Source organism: Streptomyces sp. ATCC 21386 (genome assembly GCF_018728545.1).
GTDB lineage: Bacteria > Actinomycetota > Actinomycetes > Streptomycetales > Streptomycetaceae > Streptomyces.
This window is the reverse complement of sequence record NZ_JAAVVL010000001.1, coordinates 4,305,520-4,323,765: the sequence shown is the minus strand read 5'-3', so window position 1 is coordinate 4,323,765 and position 18,246 is coordinate 4,305,520. Positions and strand designations below refer to the sequence as shown.

The window sequence follows — 18,246 nt, the reverse complement described above, 5'->3', positions numbered from 1 at the left end:
GAAGTGGACCCCGATCGCGCGACGCCGTAGAGCCGGCCTCGGCACTCGCGGTAATCCCACGGCGTCGATCACACGCGAGGCCGGTTCAACAGCCGGGAGAGCACGATGGCGCTCTCGGTCCGTTCCACGGGAGCGGTGGCGCGCACGCGTTGGATGGCCTGTTCCAGGTGGGGGATGTCTCTGGCGAGCATGTGGACGACTGCGTCGGCGGCCCCCGAGACGGTGCAGGCTTCGACGACCTCGGGGATGGCCTCCAGGGCTTGGCGCAGTTCGGTGGGGGTGGGATTGCCGGTGCAGTAGACCTCGACGAAAGCCTCGGTGTGCCAGGCCAACGCCTGAGGATCGACGAGAGCGGTGAAACCGCGGATCGCTCCGGTGGCCACGAGGCGGTCGAGACGCCGCTTGGCGGCAGGCGCGGACAGTCCGGACGCCTGGCCGATCTGGGCGTATGTGGCCCGCGCGTCGTGCAGCACGTATCGGATGATCGCTTGATCGATGGCGTCCATGACCTCACTCCAGACGTCAGAACCTGCGGCCCGGCGCAAGAAATAACCATGGACTCGCCGATATTGCAAGAAAGCAACAGTAGACAGCATTAAATGGCGATTGCTTGCGTTGTCCGTCGAACATAGTCTCCGGCTTGTCCTGATGTCACGTGCTGGGAGCAGTGGTGAGATGACAGCAAGCCTGAGCAATGTGGAGGCCTCGGCCCTGGCCGCGGTGGACGAGGCAGCCATCGCCCGGCTGCTGCTGGAACTTCTCGCCGTTCCGAGCGTGACGGGGAGCGCCGCGGAGTCCGAGGTTCAGCACGTCCTTGCCCGGCATCTGAAGCGGATGGACCTCGATGTCGACCTGTGGTCCATGAACCTGCCCGAGCTACGCGACCATCCTCGTTTCCCCGGCAGCGAAGCCCCGCGCACCGAGGCGTGGGGCCTGGTGGGCGGCACGGCGCCCCGGGGCGACGGGCCGACCCTGATCCTCCAGGGGCACGTCGACGTCGTCCCTTCCGGAGACCTGGCGCGTTGGTCGGGCGACCCTTTCCGTCCTCGGGTCACCGGGGACGTGGTGCACGCACGAGGAGCGTGCGACATGAAGGCGGGGGTGGTGGCGATACTCGCCGCCCTGGCCGCGATACGGGAGGCGGGCGCAAGGCTGCGCGGCCAGGTGTCCGCGCATTTCGTAGTCAGTGAAGAGGACGGGGGGCTCGGGGCGTTCGGCACCCTCCAACGCGGGCACACCGGCGACGCCTGCATCATCGCCGAACCGACCAGCGGCGCGGTCATGACCGCGAACGCCGGCGCCCTGACCTTTCGCATCCAAGTACCCGGCCGGGCCACCCACGGCAGCACCAGATACGTGGGAGTGAGCGCCATCGACGCCTACCTGCCCATCCACCGCGCGCTCGCCCATCTGGAAGCCCGCCGCAACGTCGGCGCCGACCCGCTCATGTCCGAATACCCCATCCCCTACCCGCTGTCCGTCGGTACCGTCCATGCCGGCGACTGGGCCAGCAGCGTGCCCGACCTCCTGGTGGCCGAGGGAAGACTGGGCGTCCGGCTGGGCGAGGATCCGGCCCAGGCACGCACCGAACTGGAGACGTGCGTGGCCGAAGCCTGCGCGGCCGACCCCTGGCTGCGCTCCCACCCCGCCACGGTGACGTGGCCCGGCGGACAGTTCGCCAGCGGACGGCTGCCGACCGGGCATCCGCTCGCGGCCCAGGTCGCCGACGCGCACGCCGACGTCACCGGCGGCCCGCGGCCTTCCGAGCGAGGCGCCCCCTACGGGAGCGACCTGCGACTGTACTCCGGGGCGGGCATCCCCACGCTGCAGTACGGCCCCGGCGACGTACGCTTCGCCCACGGTCCGCAGGAACAGGTCCGCGTGAGCGACATCGTCACCGTCACCCGGGCACTGGTGCTCGCCACACTGCGCACGGTCGGCACCAAGTAGTAGCCCCGGCCTCACCCCCTACCGGCCGCTTGTGACCCGCAAGCTCGGCCATCTCCATGTCGCCCATCTCGGTCGCGGTCCAGCCCGGGCACACGGCGTTGGCGCGCAGCCCGTCCCGTCCGTGGTCGACCGCCAATGAGTGGGTGAGCAGGAGGAGGCCGGCCTTGCTGACGGAATAGGCGGCCATTCCCTCGCTCGCCCGCAGCGCGGCGACGGAGGACACGGCCACCACTGCGCCACGAGCGGCCAGCAGGGGAGGGAGCGCGGCCCGCACGAGGAGGAAGGGCGAGGTGAGATTGATCCGGATCGTGTCGTCCCACTGCTCGGGGGTGACCTCGTCGACCCGCCCGACGTGGATGATGCCGTGGTTGACGACGAGGCCGTCAAGCCGGCCGAACATCGCGACCGTGTCGTCGACGACCTTCGTGAGACCGGCCGGTTCGCTGACATCGGCGACCACGACGTGGGCACCGGTCTCTTCGGAGACAGCGCGCAGCGGTGCCTCGCGTCGCCCGCAGATCACGACCCGGTCGCCGCTGTCCGCCAGAGCACGAGTGATTGCGGCGCCGATGCCGGTGCCGCCACCGGTGACGAGGACGACGTGTCCTTGGTCCGCGGTCATCAGCGGACCGCGATGACGTCGAGGAAGTGGTCGACCAAGGCGGCGGCGCGTGCGCGGGTCGCCGGGTCGGTTGCCCGGACGTGCTCGACCAGGACGTCCGAGTCGAGCCCGAGTGCCTGCGCACCCTCGCGGCCACCGGCACCGAGCCAGCCCTTCAGGCCGTCCGCGTCGACCTCGGGGTGGAACTGCAGGCCGAGGTTGCGGCGCAGCACGAACGCCTGCGGCGCGGCCGCGTTGCGGCCGATGACGGTCGCGTCCGGCGGCGGCGTGAAGCCGTCGAAGTGCCACTCGAACCAGAGCCCGTCGACGGCCGGTTCCCCCTGGACGGCGTGCAGCCCGATCTCGGGCGCCCGACTGGGCTCCACGGAGCCGCCGTGAGCCTGCGCGAGCAGCTGGCCGCCGAAACAGATACCGAAGACCGGGACGCCGGCGTCGTCGGCGGTGCGGATCATCTCAAGCTCGGGCTTGACCCAGCCGGCCACCTCGTCGCCGTACACCGACCACTTGGCGCCGAGGACCAGCAGGGCGTCGTACTCGCGCGGGTCGGGGAAGGTCACCTCGACCGCGGGGTCGTCGAACCTGTCCTCCGGTACGACGAGCAGCTCGGTGATCTCGTAGCCCCGCTCCTCGAAGCGCGCCGAGACCGCGCCACCCGGGGAGAGGTGATCGTGGGCGACCATCAGCAGCCGCGGCATCAGGCCATCGCCTCTGCGCGCTTCATGACGTCCTTGCAGAACGCCTCCATCTTCGACTTGTCGTCGATGTACATCGACGGCTTGATGCACATCGTGGTGAAGCCCCGCTCGAGCTGCTCCGGGATCGAGTCCATCGACTCCGCGAGGTCGGCCGGCGAGTGGTCGTCGGGGAAGCGGTAGCGGACGCCGCCCACCATCTCGAGCTCGGCCATGTCGCGTCCGGCCTCGGCCATGGCCCCCCGGATGATCTCCAGGTCCTCGTCCGTCGGACGGCCGAGCGGGTGGAAGCCGTGCCCGTACTTCACGAGCCGCTCGACAACGGCGCCGTGGGCCTTCTGCCCGCCGAACCACATCCGCGGTCCCTCCGGCCGGAATGCCTTGGGCTCGAGGTAGATGTCCTCGAAGTCGAAGTAGTGCCCGTGGTGCGTCGCGGGCGACTGCTCGAAGACGAGCTTCATGACCTCGAGCTGCTCGTCAAGGATCCTGCCGCGCTCGCGGAACGGCACGCCCAGGGCGGCGTACTCGTCCTTGCTCCAGCTCACGTTGGGCTGGACGACGAGCCGGCCCTCCGAGATCAGGTCGAGCGTGCCCAGCTCCCGCGCGAGCAGCAGCGGGTGTCGCAGCGGCGCGAGCACTGAGGCACCGACGAGCCGGATCCGTGAGGTGACGGCGGCGATCGCCGAGAACAGCATCAGGGAGTTCGGCCAGGGCATCAGTGGGTCCTGGTTGCCGGGCATCGCGTAGTCGCGGGGGTTGCCCATCACGCCCTTGTCGCTGGCGTCCGGCCCGAGGACAACGTGCTCGGAGATCATCACCGAGTCGAAGCCGGTGTCCTCGGCGATCCGGGCCCAGGTGACCAGGTCGTTCAGGTTGCGGCCGTCGGTGATCGTCCAGTTCTCGCTGAGGATCATCAACATGTGAGGAGCGGGCACGGGGGTGTCCTCCGGGCTCAGTGGGTGTGGGAAAAGTCGGGCTCGCGGATGCCGCGGAACTCCCGGTCGCCGGCTCGGCGGTCGAGAGCACCTTCTCGCTCTCGGTCGGCTGCGCGCCGGCGTCACCGCGGGTCGGCGTGGGGCCCTCGGCCATGTGGTTGCGCTGCGTGCCGAGGCCCTCGACCTCGACGAGGTCCCCGGGTGGACGGTGAGCGAGATGGCAGGCGCCCCGGACATCAGGCGGTCGCCGGGATGACCCGCTGGTGCCGATCGTGCCGACGACGAAGAAGTTGTAGCCCAGCATGGCGATGAAGCCGGCGGCGAGGCCGGCGGGCCGCCCCAGCCCCGTGACCACGAAGGCGTAGAAGCCGCCGGCGTTGACGAGTTCGCTCGACATCTTGCCGTAGCCGATGGCGAAGAGCATCGCCAACGAGGCGACCACGACCAGGCCGGTCAGTGGCGCCACCGCCGCGAGGACCAGGAAGACGATGGCCCCGACGCCGAGCGCATTCCTGCGGAGTGTGGTGTTGACGGTGTCCGACATCGGGACCCCTTTGCTGTCGCGCGGCCGGAGCTGCCGGTCACCGGCACCCTGCCACCAGGTCGTTCGGGCCCGTACGATAGCGGCGGTTTGCCCGGGAACACCATCCCTGCGGGAAGTTTTCCAGAAAATGTTTGCGCCCGAACGACCATCTCTGTCGGCGGCACATGGCTACCCTGACCGCGTGCCGGACCGCCACACGCTCGGAGAGACCGAGCGCGCCATGAAGGACCACGTGGGCCGCACCGGCAGCTTGGCGCACGCCGGCTGGTCCGGCTCCGCCTGACCGACTGCATCGCCCACGAAACTGCATCGCCCACGAAGGAGCCTCGATCGGCGTCACTTGGTCAGCGGACCGCGGCCGCATCGTCTCGCAGTGGTGCCACGGCTTGGCTGTACCACACGACCCGCCGCCCACGGACTGGATCAACGGCTACCCCGACGCCGTCGACACCTGGGGCTTCGGCCATCTCCGTGACCTGCTGCCCGAGCAAGCCCAGAGCCCCGCAAGCTCGTAGGCGGGCAGGTACGTCGACGGGTCGTAGACCCTCTGGGTACGTTTCACCCGGCGGCCACGATCTGGACCGCCGAGCACTCCGCCGCCCTCCGGAACGACCACGACCTCATCCTCCAGACCGTTCTCCAGGGTGACACGGAGAAGGCGGGCGCACTGACGGCGGCACACATCCAGCGTGCCGCAGCGATCCGCGAACACGAGCCGGACCCACGGGCGGCGGGAAGCGACAAACGGTAGGAGGCCCGGCACGCCGTACAGGCCGACTTCTAGCGGTCGGCCCTGACGGCCAGGGCGTGGTCGAGGCCGAGCATCCGGGCGGTTCGGCGCAGCTTCAATCGGTGTGCTCGGTGAGCAGGGTGTGCGGGTTGCGGGATTCGTACCAGCCGAGGAAGGGAGGGCAGACGTCGTAGCCGAGGAGGCGCTGCAATTCTTCCGGGTACTCGCGGACCACCTCCATCGGCACCGCGAGATACTGGTTCTCCTCCTGTCGCATGTTGCCGGCGATATAGGACAGGGTCAGCCCGGTGCGCGGCTCGGTGGACGCGTTGCGTCCGCCGCCGTGATAGAGACCGCCGAGCCAGATCAGCGCGGATCCTGCCTGCATCTCGGCCGGCACCGCCTCTTCGTGCCGCGGTGCCCGCTCGTCGTCCCAGTGGTGGCTCCCCGGGATCGTCATGGTCGCGCCGTTCTCCGCGGTGAAATCAGTCATCGCGACCATGACCTGGACCCGGCTGACGGGCGCGGGGTAGGGCCGCAGGTGGGAGGTGTCGTCGCGGTGCAGCACCTGGGCGCCCTCGTCGGGCCAGATCTCGATCACCTGGGTCGCGCTGACCTGGATGTTGGGTGAGAGGTTCACCTGCTGACCGCTGAACCACACCGGAACGGGCTGCTGAATGAGCCGGCGGGCAGCCCCGAGGAACAACGGGTGCAGCGCGACGGCGGCCATGTGCCGGCTACGGGCGAACAGCGAGGACATCCGTTTGGTCTTGTGGCCGGAGAACTCGTTGTCGCCGTAGCCGAACTTCTCCAACGCGGGCCCCAGGTCGGCCCAGAGCGCCTGTCGGGTGTCGGCGTCCAGGAACTCCTCCACGACGACTGCGCCATGCTGATCGAGGAGGTGGCAGACCCGGTCCAGATCGGCGTCCGAGCGGACCGGGACGAGGTTCGTGTCGCTCATGTGTTTCCCCTCCATGAAGGCGTGGGGTGCGGGGCCGCGATGCCCTTGAGCCGGTTTGCATCACGCCGGGCGAGCAGCGGCCCCCGTCACGCAGGGGCGTCGGATGCCGGGTTCGAGAGCCGGACCGGCAGTCGTGTGACCGCCTTGAGGAATCGCGGGCCGACCTCGTCGGGGTCGGCGGTCAGGCGCACGTCGGGGAAGCGTGCGAACAGTTTGTTCAGCGCGATCTCGGTCTCCGCCGTGGCCAGTGACGCCCCCGGGCAGAAGTGGTCGCCGGCGGCGAAGCTCAGCTGCGGGTTGTCGGTGCGGGTGACGTCCAGAACACGCGGGTCGGTGAACCGCTCCGGGTCGTTGTTGGCGGCGCCGACCACGAGCTGGATCTGACCGTCCTTGGGAATGGTCACCCCGTCGACCTCGATCGGCTCCGTGGCGAAGCGCGGCAGGGCCATCTTGATCGGACCGGAGTAACGCATCAGCTCCCGCACGGCCCGGACCGTGTTCTCGGGATGCGCCTTGACCAGCTCCAGCTGATCGGGGTGGGTCAGGAGGTTGAAGACGCTGAGCGAGATCGAGTGCCTGACCGTGTCGAGGCCGGCCTGCACCAGGACCAGGACCAGGGCGACGAGCTCGACCTCGTCGAGCTTCTCGGTCTCGTCGCTGGCCTGGACCAGGTCGGAGATCAGGTCGTCGCCGGGCCGGGCGCGGCGCGCGCCGATCAGCCTGGTGACCGTGTCGACCATGCCGCGCAGCGCGGGCGGCAGGATCACCGGGTCGGGGCGGACGAAGGTCGTGAACGCCTCGGCCCACTTCAGCCACTGGTCGCGGTACTCGTCGTCGACGCCGAGCAGTTCGCAGATGACCGTGGTGGAGATCGGGTGGGCGTACTCGGCGACGAGGTCCGCCTCGCCTTCGGCGTCCATCCGGTCGAGCAATTCGTCCGCCAGCAGCTCGATCCGGGGCCGTAAGGTCTTGACCCGGCGCACCGAGAACGCCCTGTCGATCAGGGAACGCACACGCCGATGGTCCTCCGGCACCATCGTCATGATCGTCGAGTCGAAGTACTTGAGCAGTTCCTCGGGAACGCCCCGTCGGCGCATGCTGTCGAGGTGGACGCCCTCCGGCGGGTGGTTGCTGACCCGGCGATCGGCGAAGAGGCCGCGGACCGCCTCGTAGCGTGTGACGACGTAGACGTCATTGCCGTCGGAGAAGCGGCCCGGGCACACCGGTCGGGGCGCGCCCGTCCAACGCTCCCCCGCCTCGCGGTCGGTCACGAAATTGACGTCGGACAGGTCGAACTCGACGTCTGTCCAGTCGAACGTTCCGGTCACCAACATCCCCAATCGCTAGCTTCACTACGCTGATCCGGGTGTTTCGGCGAGGCGACACACCCCGGGGTCGAACCACGCGACATTCAGATACGGTACTGTATCAGAATACAATACCGTATCCCATTTTCGGAGGCCGTCATCAGCAAACGACTCACCCGGCAGGAAAGCCGGGAAATCACTCGCCAGGAACTGCTGCAGGCGGCGGCCGAACTGTTCGCCGAATACGGCGTCAACGGCACATCCGTCGAACAGATCGTGGAACGAGCCGGATACACGCGCGGCGCCTTCTACGGCAACTTCGACGGCAAGCAACAGCTGGTCCTGGCCCTCCTGGAGCAGCGCACCGAGCGCGAACTGGCCGAGGTGCAGGCGCTCAGCGCCAACGCCGGCTCGTTCGAGGAGACGATCGAGCACCTGCGCAGCTGGCACCGCGAGCGGGACAAGAACTTCGCGAGCTGGCTGGCGCTGCGCACCGAACTATGGCTCTACGGCATGCGCGATCCGGCGGTGCTGGCCCTGCTGGCCGACCGCGAGCGCCGGTCCCGCGAGGCGATGGCCCAGGCCCTCACGCAGGGTTTCGCCACCCGTTCGGTCACGCCACCCGCACCGGTGGAATTGCTGGCCCTGATCGTGCACGCGCTGGACGACGGCCTCTCCATCCAGCGTGTGCTGTCGGCCGATGACAGCCCGGCCGGGGGCGTCATGGACGTGGTGGATCTGCTGATGCGGTCGTGGACCGCACTGGCCCGCGCGGGGGCCACCGAACCCACCGGGCCCGCCCCGGAGAGCGGCACCACTGCCTGAGGCCCCGGCCGGTCGGAGGGTGTCGTCGAGGGCGAGCGCTCCGGCGGCGTACCCGGCACAGATCTCGCCCGTGCCGCGCCCGGTCACCGCGTCCCGTTCCCTGCGTCGGCCGCGCCACAGGGTCACCGGGCGACGCCGCCGGAGCAGCCCGCTGCTGTTCCGGCGCCGAGACGTCGACCTCGCCACGTTTCCGTTCGTCTTCGGCGCCGCAACGCTGCCGGAAATGACCGCGGGCCGAAATGGCACCCGGCACAGATTCACGCTCCGCATTTCGCATACCTCCCCATATCGGGTGCCCCCTCACCTGCCCCCCATTTCGCCTGGCTTCCGACTCCGGTAAACGTAACGGCCGTTATTCCGCTGCGGCGGCCGAGCCGGCATCGGGCCGGATCCGGCCGGCATCGGTTTCAGCCGCCCTTTTCGATGGAGGGAATACCTCTCCCGCCATCTCGGCCTCCAACCGGTCCACCACGGCGTCGGTCAGCGCCTGCGGCGTCGGGCACTCGTAGAGCACGTCGGCGGCCCAGTCCAGCCCGGTCAACGTGCCGAGATGATCGCGCAGTTCCAGAGCGGTGACCGAGGTCAGGCCCAGATCGAGGAACTCCGCCTCCGGGCCGATGTCGTCCGCCGAGTCGTACCCCAGCACGGCCGATGCCAGGGTCCGCACACCACCGAGCACCGCCTGCGACCAGCGATCCCTGGGCAGCCCCACCAGAGCCCGCCTCAGTTCGGCGTCGCCGTCGCCGGGCTCCCCGGTGGCCGTGGACCGCACGTCCGCCGGCTCCGGTTCGTCCGGGATCACCGTGACCGCCTTCTGGTCATCGGCGGGCAGGGGGGCGGGTTCGGCCGTCGTGCGGCCCGGAGCGAGCAGCCGGACGGCGGTCCGGTCGCCGGCCAGGGCCTGCCACAGGCCGACCACGGCGGCGCGCGGATCGAGGTCGGGGTCGACCGCCACGGCGATCGGGGCAGGGTCGCCCCCGGCGGGCCCAGGAGGTGTCACCCCCACCTGGTCGCCCACCGAGACGACCGCCACCAACGATGCCCGGACGTCGACCAGTTCTGTCCCGGCCCGGACGACGGCCGCCGTCAGACGCGGCGGCTCCACCGCGTCCGCGAGGGCGACGGCGCCGGGTGGACAGGTCACTCCTCCCGCCACCAGACAGCGGGCACCGGAGTGCAGCACGGCCTCCACCATCGCCTCGGTCAGCCCGTCCGACGGGCCGGCCACCAGGACATCACCCTCGGGCCGCCACCTGCCCACCGGTGTCATCGGCTCGTACTCGCGGACGGACAAGCCGTCCGGCCCGACCCTCGACTCCCGGTGGCCCCCGGCGATCGCCGCGCAGATCCGCGCCCGGGCCCGGGCATCGACCACCTCCGGCACGACCACGACGTGCTCGCCCTCGACGGCCCCGCCGCCACGGGTGAGCACCCACCGAGGCACACCCGACCCGGCTCCGTCCCTCGGTCCGACGTCGGGGTCGGCGCCGGGCAGCACCACGACGAGGTCGGGCCGCTGCGCACCGCCGGACCGGACACGGGCGCCGTGCCGGACGAGGGACCCGGCGATCGCGTCAGCCAGATCCGCGTCGGCGTCGTCGCCCTCGGGGACGACCAGCAGCACGTCCCGCGCGAGGACCGGCGGGACCTCCGCGTCCGGGATCCGCTTCCAGCACGCCCGCTGCACCACCGCGGCGGCCGCACCGGAGCGCAGCCGGGCGAGAGCCGCCAGCACCTCCGCCGGCGTCTCGTCCCCGCGCAGGTCGAGCATCTCCAGGGCGGCCGTGTGGTCGGCACTGTCGACGGCCGACCACAACGGTTCCAGTGCTGTCCGCTCGCCCTCCCCCACAGCGGGCGCGGGCGGTTCGGGCCAGTAACGGCGGCCGCGGAAGGCGTACGTCGGCAGCCGGGGCCCGCTGTCGGGCCGGCCCCCGTGAACGGCGTGCCAGTCGACCCGGGCCCCGTGCAGGTGCAGCAGCCCCAGTGCCTCTGTCGCACTGCGCACGTCGTCGCGGCCCCGCCGCAGCAGGGAGACGGGGCGGACCGCGATGTCCGGACGGCACGCCTCCACCGCCGGCGTCAGGACCGCGTCGGGCCCGAGCTCCAGGAAGGCCGTCCCGCCGGCTTCGCAGGCCCGCACCACGGCGCCGGCGAAGTCGACCGGGTCGCGCAACTGGTCGACCCAGTAGTCCGGCGTGTCCATCGGCCGATCGGCGGCGACCGTGGAGAACAGGGGGATGTCCGCCCGGCCGAACGTCAGCCCCTTCACCCCCTCCCGGAAGTCCGCCAGGGCAGGTTCCACCAGCGGCGAGTGGAACGCGACGCCCACGTTCAGGCGGCGGGTCCGGTGACCGCGGGCCGCCAACTCCCCCGCCACCTCCAGCACCGCCTCCTCGGCCCCGGACAGCACCACCGCCCGCGGTCCGTTGACAGCGGCGATCCCCACCTGCCCGGTACGGCCGTCGAGCACCGGCAGCACCTCCGCTTCCGCCGCCCGCACCGAGACCATCGCGCCTCCTGCGGGCAGCGCGCCGAGCGCACGGGCCCTGGCCGCCACCAGTGCGGCCGCGTCGGGCAGGGACAGCAGTCCGCAGACGCAGGCCGCCGACACCTCGCCGATGGAGTGGCCGATCAGGGCGTCGGGCACCACCCCCCAGGACGCGAGCAGCCTGAACTGGGCTATTTGCAGGGCGAACAGGGCCGGCTGGGTGTAGTCGGTACGGTCGAGCAGGTCCTGCCGCTCGAACACCGCCTCCCGCAGCGGGGTCTCCGACTCGAAGTGCGCGCACACCTCGTCGAAGGCCCGCGCGAACACGGGGAACGCTTCGTACAGCCCCCGTCCCATCCCCGCCAGTTGGCTGCCCTGGCCGGTGAACAGCAGTGTCAGCCGCTGCCGTCGGGCCGTCGCCTGCCGCAGGCCGCCGTACCCGCGGCCGTCCGCGAGTGCCGTCAGGCCCTGGCGCAGATGCTGCTCGTCGGCGCCCGTCACCATGGCACGGTGACGGTGTGCGGCCCGGGTCGTGGACAACGCCCGCGCCACCGCGGCCGGATCGGAGGTGTCCGTGTCCAGCAGCCGCCGGGCCTGCGCTCGCAGCGCCTCCGGCGACCGGGCCGACAGCAACCACGGTGCCCCGCGCGGGGCGGGCGGCTCCGGGGGCCGCTCGCCGGGCGGCGCCTCCTCGACGATCAGGTGCGCGTTCGTGCCGCTGATACCGAAGGACGACACACCCATGCGCCGCGGACCGGTCCGCTCGGGCCAGGGACGAGCCGAGGACAGCAGACCCACCTCCCCGGCGGCCCAGTCGACGTGCGGGGACGGTTCGTCGATGTGCAGACTGCGCGGCAGCAGCCCGTGCCCAACGGCCAGAACGGCCTTGATGACGCCGGCCACACCGGCGGCCGCCTGGACATGGCCGATGTTCGACTTCAGTGAACCCAGCCACAGCGGTGATTGGCGGTCCCGGCCGTAGACGGCGAGCACGGCCTGCGCCTCGATCGGGTCGCCCAGCGCGGTGCCGGTCCCGTGCGCCTCCACGGCGGCCACGTCGCCCGGATGCAGGCCGCCCGCGGCCAGCGCGTCCCGCATCACCCGTTCCTGAGCGCTGCCGTTGGGCGCGGTCAGCCCGTTGCTCGCCCCGTCGGAGTTCACCGCACTGGCACGCAGCACCGCCAGGACCCGATGGCCCCGCGCACGGGCCCGGGACAGGCGCTCCACCAGCACCACCCCCACTCCCTCGCCCAGCGCCGTGCCGTCGGCCGCCGCCGCGAACGGCTTGCAGCGGCCGTCGGCGGCCAGCCCCCGCTGCCGGCTGAACTCCACGAACGACGCCGGCGTCGACAGCACCGTCACCCCGCCGGCGAACGCCAGCTCGCACTCCCCCGCCCGTACCGCCTGGGCGGCCAGGTGCAGCGCGGTCAGCGACGAGGAGCAGGCCGTGTCGACGGTGACTGTCGGGCCCTGAAGGCCGTAGGTGTAGGCCACCCGGCCGGAGAGCACCCCGCCGCCCACGCCCGGTGCCAGGAAGCCCTCGGCCGCGGCGCCCTCCAGGAGCCGACCGTAGTCCTGGTACATCGCACCCAGGTAGACGCCCGTACGGGTGCCGCTCAGCTCGGTGGGGTCGATCCCTGCGTCCTCGCAGGTCTCCCACACCGTCTCCAGCAGCTGCCGCTGCTGCGGATCCATCACCACAGCCTCTCGGGGCGACACTCCGAAGAAGGCCGCGTCGAACGTGGTCACGTCGTCCAGGAACCCGCCGTGCCGGGTGTAGGAGGTACCGGCGGCGGCCGGGTCGGGATCGTACAGGCGACTGAGCGGCCAGCCCCGGTCCTCGGGGAACGGGCCGATCCCGTCGCGTTCCGCGACGAGCAGATCCCACAGGTCGTCGGGGTTGCGCACGCCGCCCGGCAGGCGGCATCCCATGCCCACCACGACCACCGGGTCGTCCGCTCCGGTCGACGCCGCGCTCGCGGCGGGCGCCGCCGGGGCCGTCCCGGTGAGTAGATCGTCCAGGTGGCGGGCGAGCGCCAGCGGGGTGGGGTGGTTGAAGACCAGCGTGGCCGGCAGCCGCAGCCCGGTGGCCGCCGCGAGCCGGTTGCGCAGTTCGACGGCGGTCAGCGAGCCGAACCCCGCATCCTTGAAGGGCCGGTCGCCCTCGACCCGGTCCGACGAGGCGTGACCGAGCACGGCGGCGCTGTGGGCGGTGACCAGGTCGAGCAGGACGCGTTCCCGCTCGGGCCCCGGCCTCCCGGCCAGGCTCAGTGCCAGTGCGGAGCCGGCGGCGGAGCCTGCCGGGGTGGCGGTGCGGCGGTGCGGCGCCCCCGCCAGATCACGGAGCGGGGCGGGCACCGCCTCGCCCTGGGCCCGCAGGGCGGCCGGGTCGAGCCGGATCGGAGCGAGCACCGGATCGGGCGAGGCCAGTGCCGCGTCCAGCGCGGCCAGCGCGTCCGCGTCCGGCAGCGGCAGGAAACCGGAGCGGGCGAGGCGGGCGCGGTCGACGCCGTCCGTCATGGCGCTGCCTGCGTCCCACAGGCCCCAGGCCAGGGAGACAGCGGGCAGGTTCCGCGCGTGGCGCAGGCGGGCGAGGGCATCGAGGCCGGCGTTGGCCGCGGCGTAGTTGGCCTGCCCGAGCCCGCCGAGGACACCCGTGGCGGAGGAGAACAGCACCAGCCGCGCCTCGGGCAGGAGCTCGTGCAGGTGGCGGGCGGCGTCGAGCTTCGCTGCCAGCACCCCGGCCAGCCGCTGCGGCGTCAGGTCCGTCACCAGGCCGTCGTCCAGCGCACCGGCGGCGTGCACGACGGTCGCGAAACCGGCCCCCTCCACCAGTTGGGCCAGCGCGCTCCGGTCGGCGACGTCACAGGCCACGACCCGCACCCGGGCCCCCGCCTGTGTGAGGTCTGCGGCCAGTCCGGTCATGCCGGGCGCCTGTGACCCGCGCCGGCCGGCCAGGACGAGGTCCCGGATGCCGAGCCGGTGCACGAGGTGAGCGGCGACGAGCCGCCCCAGTGTCCCCGTCGCCCCGGTCACCAAGGTCCTGCCGAGGTCGCCGGGCTCGCCGGTGGACGCGGCGACGCGAACCAGCCGCGGCACCCGGGCCGCTCCGGCGGTCAGGGCGATCTCCGGCTCGTCGGCCGCCAGAGCGGCGGGGATCGCGGCGAGGGTGGCCTCCTCGGTGTCGGCCAGGTCCAGCAGCGCGAAGCGACCGGGGTGTTCGAGCCGAGCGGAGCGCACCAGGCCCGCCACTGCGGCCTGTGCGGGGTCGTCGACAGCGCCGCGGGTGACCACGACGAGCGTCGAGGAGGCGTTCGACTCGTCCGCCAGCCAGTCCTGGACCAGGCCGAGCGCTTCGCCCACCGCGGCCGCGGGCTCGCCGGCGGGGGCCGCGGCCAGCACGAACCGCGGGGCGTCGACCGTGGGCTCGGCGCCCAGCAGCCGGGCGAGATCCGGATCGCGGACCGCGTGGCCGCCGACCGCGCCGCCGGGCAGGGGCCGCGCCACCCACTCGGGGCGCAGCAGGTCACCGCGGTCCGGGCGGGAGAGACGTCCCTGAGGGAGCCGACGCAGCACCAGTGTCTCCACCGACGCCACCGGTGCCCCGGCCGGGTCGCTGAGGCTGAGCCGGACGGCGTCCTGTCCGGCGGCCGCGATGCGCACCCGCACGCTGTCCGCGCCGACGGCGTGCACCCTCAGGCCCTGCCATTCGAAAGGCAGGGACGCGCGGCCCCCCGTCTCGGTGAGGAAGTCGCCGAGCGCCACCGGATGCAGGCAGGCGTCGAGCAGCGCCGGATGGAGGGTGAAACCGCCGATGCCGGCGTCGGCGCCGCCAGGGTGGTCCGTGCCGGGGAGGGCGACCTCGGCGAACAGTTCGCCGTCGGCGCCCCGCCACAGCGCCCGTACGCCCCGGAAAGCCGGCCCGTACAGCAGGCCGGCCTCCGCCAGCCGCGCGTACAACTCCTCGACGTCGAGCGGCTGTACGCCGGGCGGCGGCCAGGCGGCGGGCGGTGCGGGCGGGAGGGGTGGGCCGGTGTCCGCGGGCCGCAGGACTGCGGTGGCATGCGTGGTCCAGTGCCCGGACCCGGTCCGGGCGTGCAGCGTCAGTCCCCGCGCTCCGTCCTCGCCCGGGCCGGTGATGTCGACGCGCAACCGCACCTCACCGTCGTCGGGCACGACGAGCGGGGTCAGCAGGGTCAGCTGTTCGACGGCCGCACAGCCGACCTCGTCCCCCGCGCGGCACGTCAGTTCGGCGAACGCCGCACCGGGCAGCACCACGTGGCCGTCGACCGTGTGGTCGGCCAGCCAGGGCTGGTCGGCCAGGCTGAGCCGCCCGGTCAGCACCGTCTGTTCCGCACCCGGCGCGGCGGCCCGCAACAACGGGTGGTCGACCCCGTCCAGGCCCAGCACGGACGCCTCGCCCTCGCCGGGGGCGCCGCGCAGCCAGTACGGCTGGGTCAGGAACGCCGTGGTGGGCAGCTCGACGCGGCGGGCGCCCGGCCACACGGCCGTCCAGTCGGGGCTCGCGCCCCCGACGTGCAAGTGGGCGAGCGCGTCGAGGAGCTGTGCGGGGCCCCCTTCGTCGCGGCGCAGCGTGTGTGCGACCGCCACATCGGCGCCCAGGGCATCGACCGTCTCCTGTACGCCGCCCGTGATCACCGGGTGCGGGCTGACTTCCAGCAGGGTCGTACAGCCCCGCTCCACCAGGGCGGTGACCGTTTCGTCGAAACGGACCGTCTCCCGCAGATTGCGGTACCAGTAGTCGGCGTCGAAAGCGTCGTCGCCGTCGATCCAGCGGCCTTCCACCGAGGAGTAGAAGGGGATGTCGGGGGTGCGCGGGGTCACCGCCGCCAAGGCTTCGAGGAGTTCGCCGCGGACGTCTTCGACGTGGCCGCTGTGGGAGGCGTAGTCGACGTCGACGCGCCGCGTCCGTACGCCGTCGGCCTCGCAGGCGGCCAGGAGTTCGTCCAGCGCGTCCGTGTCCCCGGAGACCACCACCGACTCGGTCCCGTTGACGGCCGCCAGCGACAGCCGTCCGTCGAAACGCCGCAGCCGCTCCCTGGCCCGGTCGGCCGGCAGTCCCACCGACACCATGCCGCCACGGCCCGAGATGGCCGTCAGCGCCCTGCTGCGCAGGGCCACCACCCGGGCGGCGTCCTCCAGGGTGAGCGCTCCGGCCACACAGGCGGCGGCGATCTCCCCCTGACTGTGCCCGGCGACGGCGGCCGGCCGGATGCCGAGCGAACGCCACACCTCCGCGAGGGCGACCATGACGGCGAACAGGGCGGGTTGGACGACGTCGACCCGGGTGAGGTCGTGTTCGCCGCGCAGCACGGCCGCCAGGTCGACGTCGACGTCGGTGTACGGGGCGAGCGCGGACTCGCAGGCGGTGAGCCGCTCTCGGAACACCTCACTGGTCTCCAGCAGGCCCATGGCCATCCCGCGCCACTGCGAACCCTGACCGGGAAAAAGGAACGCCGTTCCGCCCGGCGGGCCCGCGACACCCTCCACCACGGCCGCCGATGCCCGGCCCTCGGCCAGCTCGCCGAGTGCCGCGACCAGTGCGGGGCGGTCGGCGCCGAGCAGGACGGCGCGGTGTTCGTGCGCGGCACGGGTGGTGGCAAGGGAGAAGGCCACGTCCGCCGTGGGGACTTCGGGGCGGTCGGACAGGAAGTCGGCCAGCGCCGCGGCCTGGGCGCGCAGGTGGGCGACGGTCCGGCCGGAGAGGGGCCAGGCAAAAGGTCCCGGCGTGGCGGTGTCGGCCGCGCCCGGCGTGTCCACCGCGGGCGGATTCCGGTCGCCGGCCGACCTCTCGTCCTCGGCCGGCATCTCGTCCCCGGCCGACCTCTTGTCGCCGGTAGGCGGCGGTTCCTCCAGCACCACATGGGCGTTCGTGCCGCTGACGCCGAAGGACGACACCGCCGCACGGCGGGGATAGCCGTCGGCGGGCCACGGCACGTCGTCGGGCAGGAGTTCCACGCCGCTCGCCGACCAGTCGACGTACGGGGTGGGCGCGTCCATGTGCGCGGTCCGCGGCAGCATGCCGTGCCGCATCGCCATGACCATCTTGATGATTCCGGCGACACCCGCGGCGGCCTGGGTGTGCCCGAGGTTGGACTTGACCGAGCCCAGGCGCAGCGGTGTGTGCCGCCGTCCGCCGTAGACGGCGAGCACCGCCTGTGCCTCCACCGGGTCGCCCAGCGGGGTGCCGGTGCCGTGTGCCTCGACCGCGTCGACCTGTTCGGGGGTCAGGCCGGCGTCGGCCAGGGCGTCCCGGATGACGCGCTGCTGGGCGGGGCCGTTGGGCGCGGTGAGGCCGTTGCTGGCGCCGTCGGAGTTGACGGCGGTGCCGCGGACGACGGCCAGTACGCGGTGGCCTGCGGCCACGGCCGAGGAGAGCCGCTCGACGACGAGTACACCGACCCCCTCGGACCAGGCGGTGCCGTCGGCGCCGGCCGCGAACGGCTTGCACCGGCCGTCCGGCGCCAGACCGCGCTGGCGGCTGAACTCGACGAAGGCGGTGGGGGTGGCCATCACGGTCGCGCCGCCGACGAGGGCCAGGTCGCTCTCGCCGCGGCGCAGGGAGCGGACCGCCAGGTGGAGGGCGACCAGTGACGACGAGCAGGCGGTGTCGACGGTGATGGCGGGACCGCGCAGACCGAGCTGGTAGGCGACACGACCGGAGACGACGCTGCCCGCTCCCTGGGCGCCCGGGTAGTCGTGGTGCATCACCCCGGTGAACACGCCGGTGCGGCTCTCCCGCAGACCGGTGGGGTCCAAGCCGGCCCGTTCGACGGCCTCCCAGGCGGTCTGCAGGATCAGCCGCTGCTGCGGGTCGGTGTGGAGGGCCTCCTTCGGGGAGATGGAGAAGAACGCGGCGTCGAACTCGGCCGCGTGGTGCAGGAAGCCGCCTTCGCGGACGGTGGTCGTGCCCGGGTGGTCCGGGTCGGGGTGGTAGAGGGTGTCCAGGTCCCAGCCGCGGCCGGGCGGGGACGGGGTGATGCCGTCGCGACCTTGGGCGACCAGTGTCCACAGGTCCTCGGGCGATTCGACGCCCCCGGGGTAGTGGCAGGCCATGCCGACGACGGCGATCGGTTCGGCGGCCCGCTCCTGGACGTCGTGCAGTTGCCGGCGTGTCGACCGCAGTTCGGCGGTGACCCGCCGCAGGTAGTCGCGCAGCTTGTCCTCGTTG

9 protein-coding genes and 1 pseudogene are annotated in these 18,246 nt (G+C 72.3%); 3 read left to right on the top strand and 7 right to left on the bottom strand.

Going from position 1 to position 18,246, the window contains the following annotated elements:
- Positions 1 to 68: 68 nt before the first annotated feature.
- Positions 69 to 506, bottom strand: coding sequence for an Lrp/AsnC family transcriptional regulator (locus tag GWK25_RS18705; RefSeq protein WP_215451713.1), 438 nt, complete (start codon positions 504 to 506; stop codon positions 69 to 71).
- A gap of 169 nt (positions 507 to 675) precedes the next feature.
- Here GWK25_RS18705 and GWK25_RS18700 point away from each other — a divergent pair, with 169 nt between their 5' ends.
- A complete protein-coding gene (locus GWK25_RS18700) occupies positions 676 to 1,950 on the top strand; it encodes an ArgE/DapE family deacylase (protein ID WP_251828913.1) in 1,275 nt (424 codons plus the stop codon).
- On the opposite strand, the gene GWK25_RS18695 is transcribed toward GWK25_RS18700, so the two are convergent.
- From GWK25_RS18695 to GWK25_RS18685, 3 genes are read right to left on the bottom strand one after another with little or no spacing between them, the layout of a single operon-like run.
- Complete coding sequence (locus tag GWK25_RS18695; protein ID WP_215451712.1) at positions 1,901 to 2,572, bottom strand: SDR family NAD(P)-dependent oxidoreductase; 672 nt, start codon at positions 2,570 to 2,572, stop codon at positions 1,901 to 1,903. The genes GWK25_RS18700 and GWK25_RS18695 overlap by 50 nt on opposite strands.
- Positions 2,572 to 3,267 carry a type 1 glutamine amidotransferase gene (locus tag GWK25_RS18690; protein ID WP_215451711.1) on the bottom strand — a complete coding sequence of 232 codons (696 nt, stop codon included), beginning with the start codon at positions 3,265 to 3,267 and terminating at the stop codon, positions 2,572 to 2,574. The genes GWK25_RS18695 and GWK25_RS18690 overlap by 1 nt, the downstream gene beginning before the upstream one ends.
- A complete protein-coding gene (locus tag GWK25_RS18685; protein WP_308404260.1) occupies positions 3,267 to 4,199 on the bottom strand; it encodes a TIGR03619 family F420-dependent LLM class oxidoreductase in 933 nt (310 codons plus the stop codon). Before GWK25_RS18685 ends, GWK25_RS18690 begins: the two co-directional genes overlap by 1 nt.
- Positions 4,200 to 5,129: 930 nt before the next feature.
- Here GWK25_RS18685 and GWK25_RS44300 point away from each other — a divergent pair.
- Entirely contained in the window at positions 5,130 to 5,258 is a 129-nt protein-coding gene (locus GWK25_RS44300) for a hypothetical protein (RefSeq protein WP_286014536.1), read from the top strand.
- A 330-nt stretch (positions 5,259 to 5,588) separates the two neighbouring features.
- Here GWK25_RS44300 and GWK25_RS18680 read toward each other — a convergent pair whose 3' ends face one another.
- Positions 5,589 to 6,434: a phytanoyl-CoA dioxygenase family protein gene (locus GWK25_RS18680; RefSeq protein ID WP_215451710.1), complete on the bottom strand. Its 846-nt coding sequence runs from the start codon at positions 6,432 to 6,434 to the stop codon at positions 5,589 to 5,591.
- Positions 6,435 to 6,520: 86 nt separating this feature from the next.
- A complete protein-coding gene (locus GWK25_RS18675; protein ID WP_215451709.1) occupies positions 6,521 to 7,768 on the bottom strand; it encodes a cytochrome P450 in 1,248 nt (415 codons plus the stop codon).
- A 75-nt stretch (positions 7,769 to 7,843) separates the two neighbouring features.
- On the opposite strand from GWK25_RS18675, the gene GWK25_RS18670 reads away from it, so the two are divergent.
- Positions 7,844 to 8,566 carry a TetR/AcrR family transcriptional regulator gene (locus GWK25_RS18670; protein ID WP_374105791.1) on the top strand — a complete coding sequence of 241 codons (723 nt, stop codon included), beginning with the start codon at positions 7,844 to 7,846 and terminating at the stop codon, positions 8,564 to 8,566.
- A gap of 352 nt (positions 8,567 to 8,918) precedes the next feature.
- Here the strand turns inward: GWK25_RS18670 and GWK25_RS43535 are convergent.
- Positions 8,919 to 18,245: pseudogene (locus tag GWK25_RS43535) on the bottom strand (type I polyketide synthase); the annotation flags it as partial.
- Position 18,246 lies beyond the last annotated feature (1 nt).

Bases quoted from the DNA above. Each gene is read 5' to 3' on its own strand.
- GWK25_RS18700 (WP_251828913.1), top strand. From the start codon at position 676: ATGACAGCAAGCCTGAGCAATGTGGAGGCCTCGGCCCTGGCCGCGGTG.
- GWK25_RS18680 (WP_215451710.1), bottom strand. From the start codon at position 6,434: ATGAGCGACACGAACCTCGTCCCGGTCCGCTCGGACGCCGATCTGGAC.
- GWK25_RS18705 (WP_215451713.1), bottom strand. From the start codon at position 506: ATGGACGCCATCGATCAAGCGATCATCCGATACGTGCTGCACGACGCG.
- GWK25_RS18675 (WP_215451709.1), bottom strand. From the start codon at position 7,768: ATGTTGGTGACCGGAACGTTCGACTGGACAGACGTCGAGTTCGACCTG.
- GWK25_RS18695 (WP_215451712.1), bottom strand. From the start codon at position 2,572: ATGACCGCGGACCAAGGACACGTCGTCCTCGTCACCGGTGGCGGCACC.
- GWK25_RS18690 (WP_215451711.1), bottom strand. From the start codon at position 3,267: ATGCCGCGGCTGCTGATGGTCGCCCACGATCACCTCTCCCCGGGTGGC.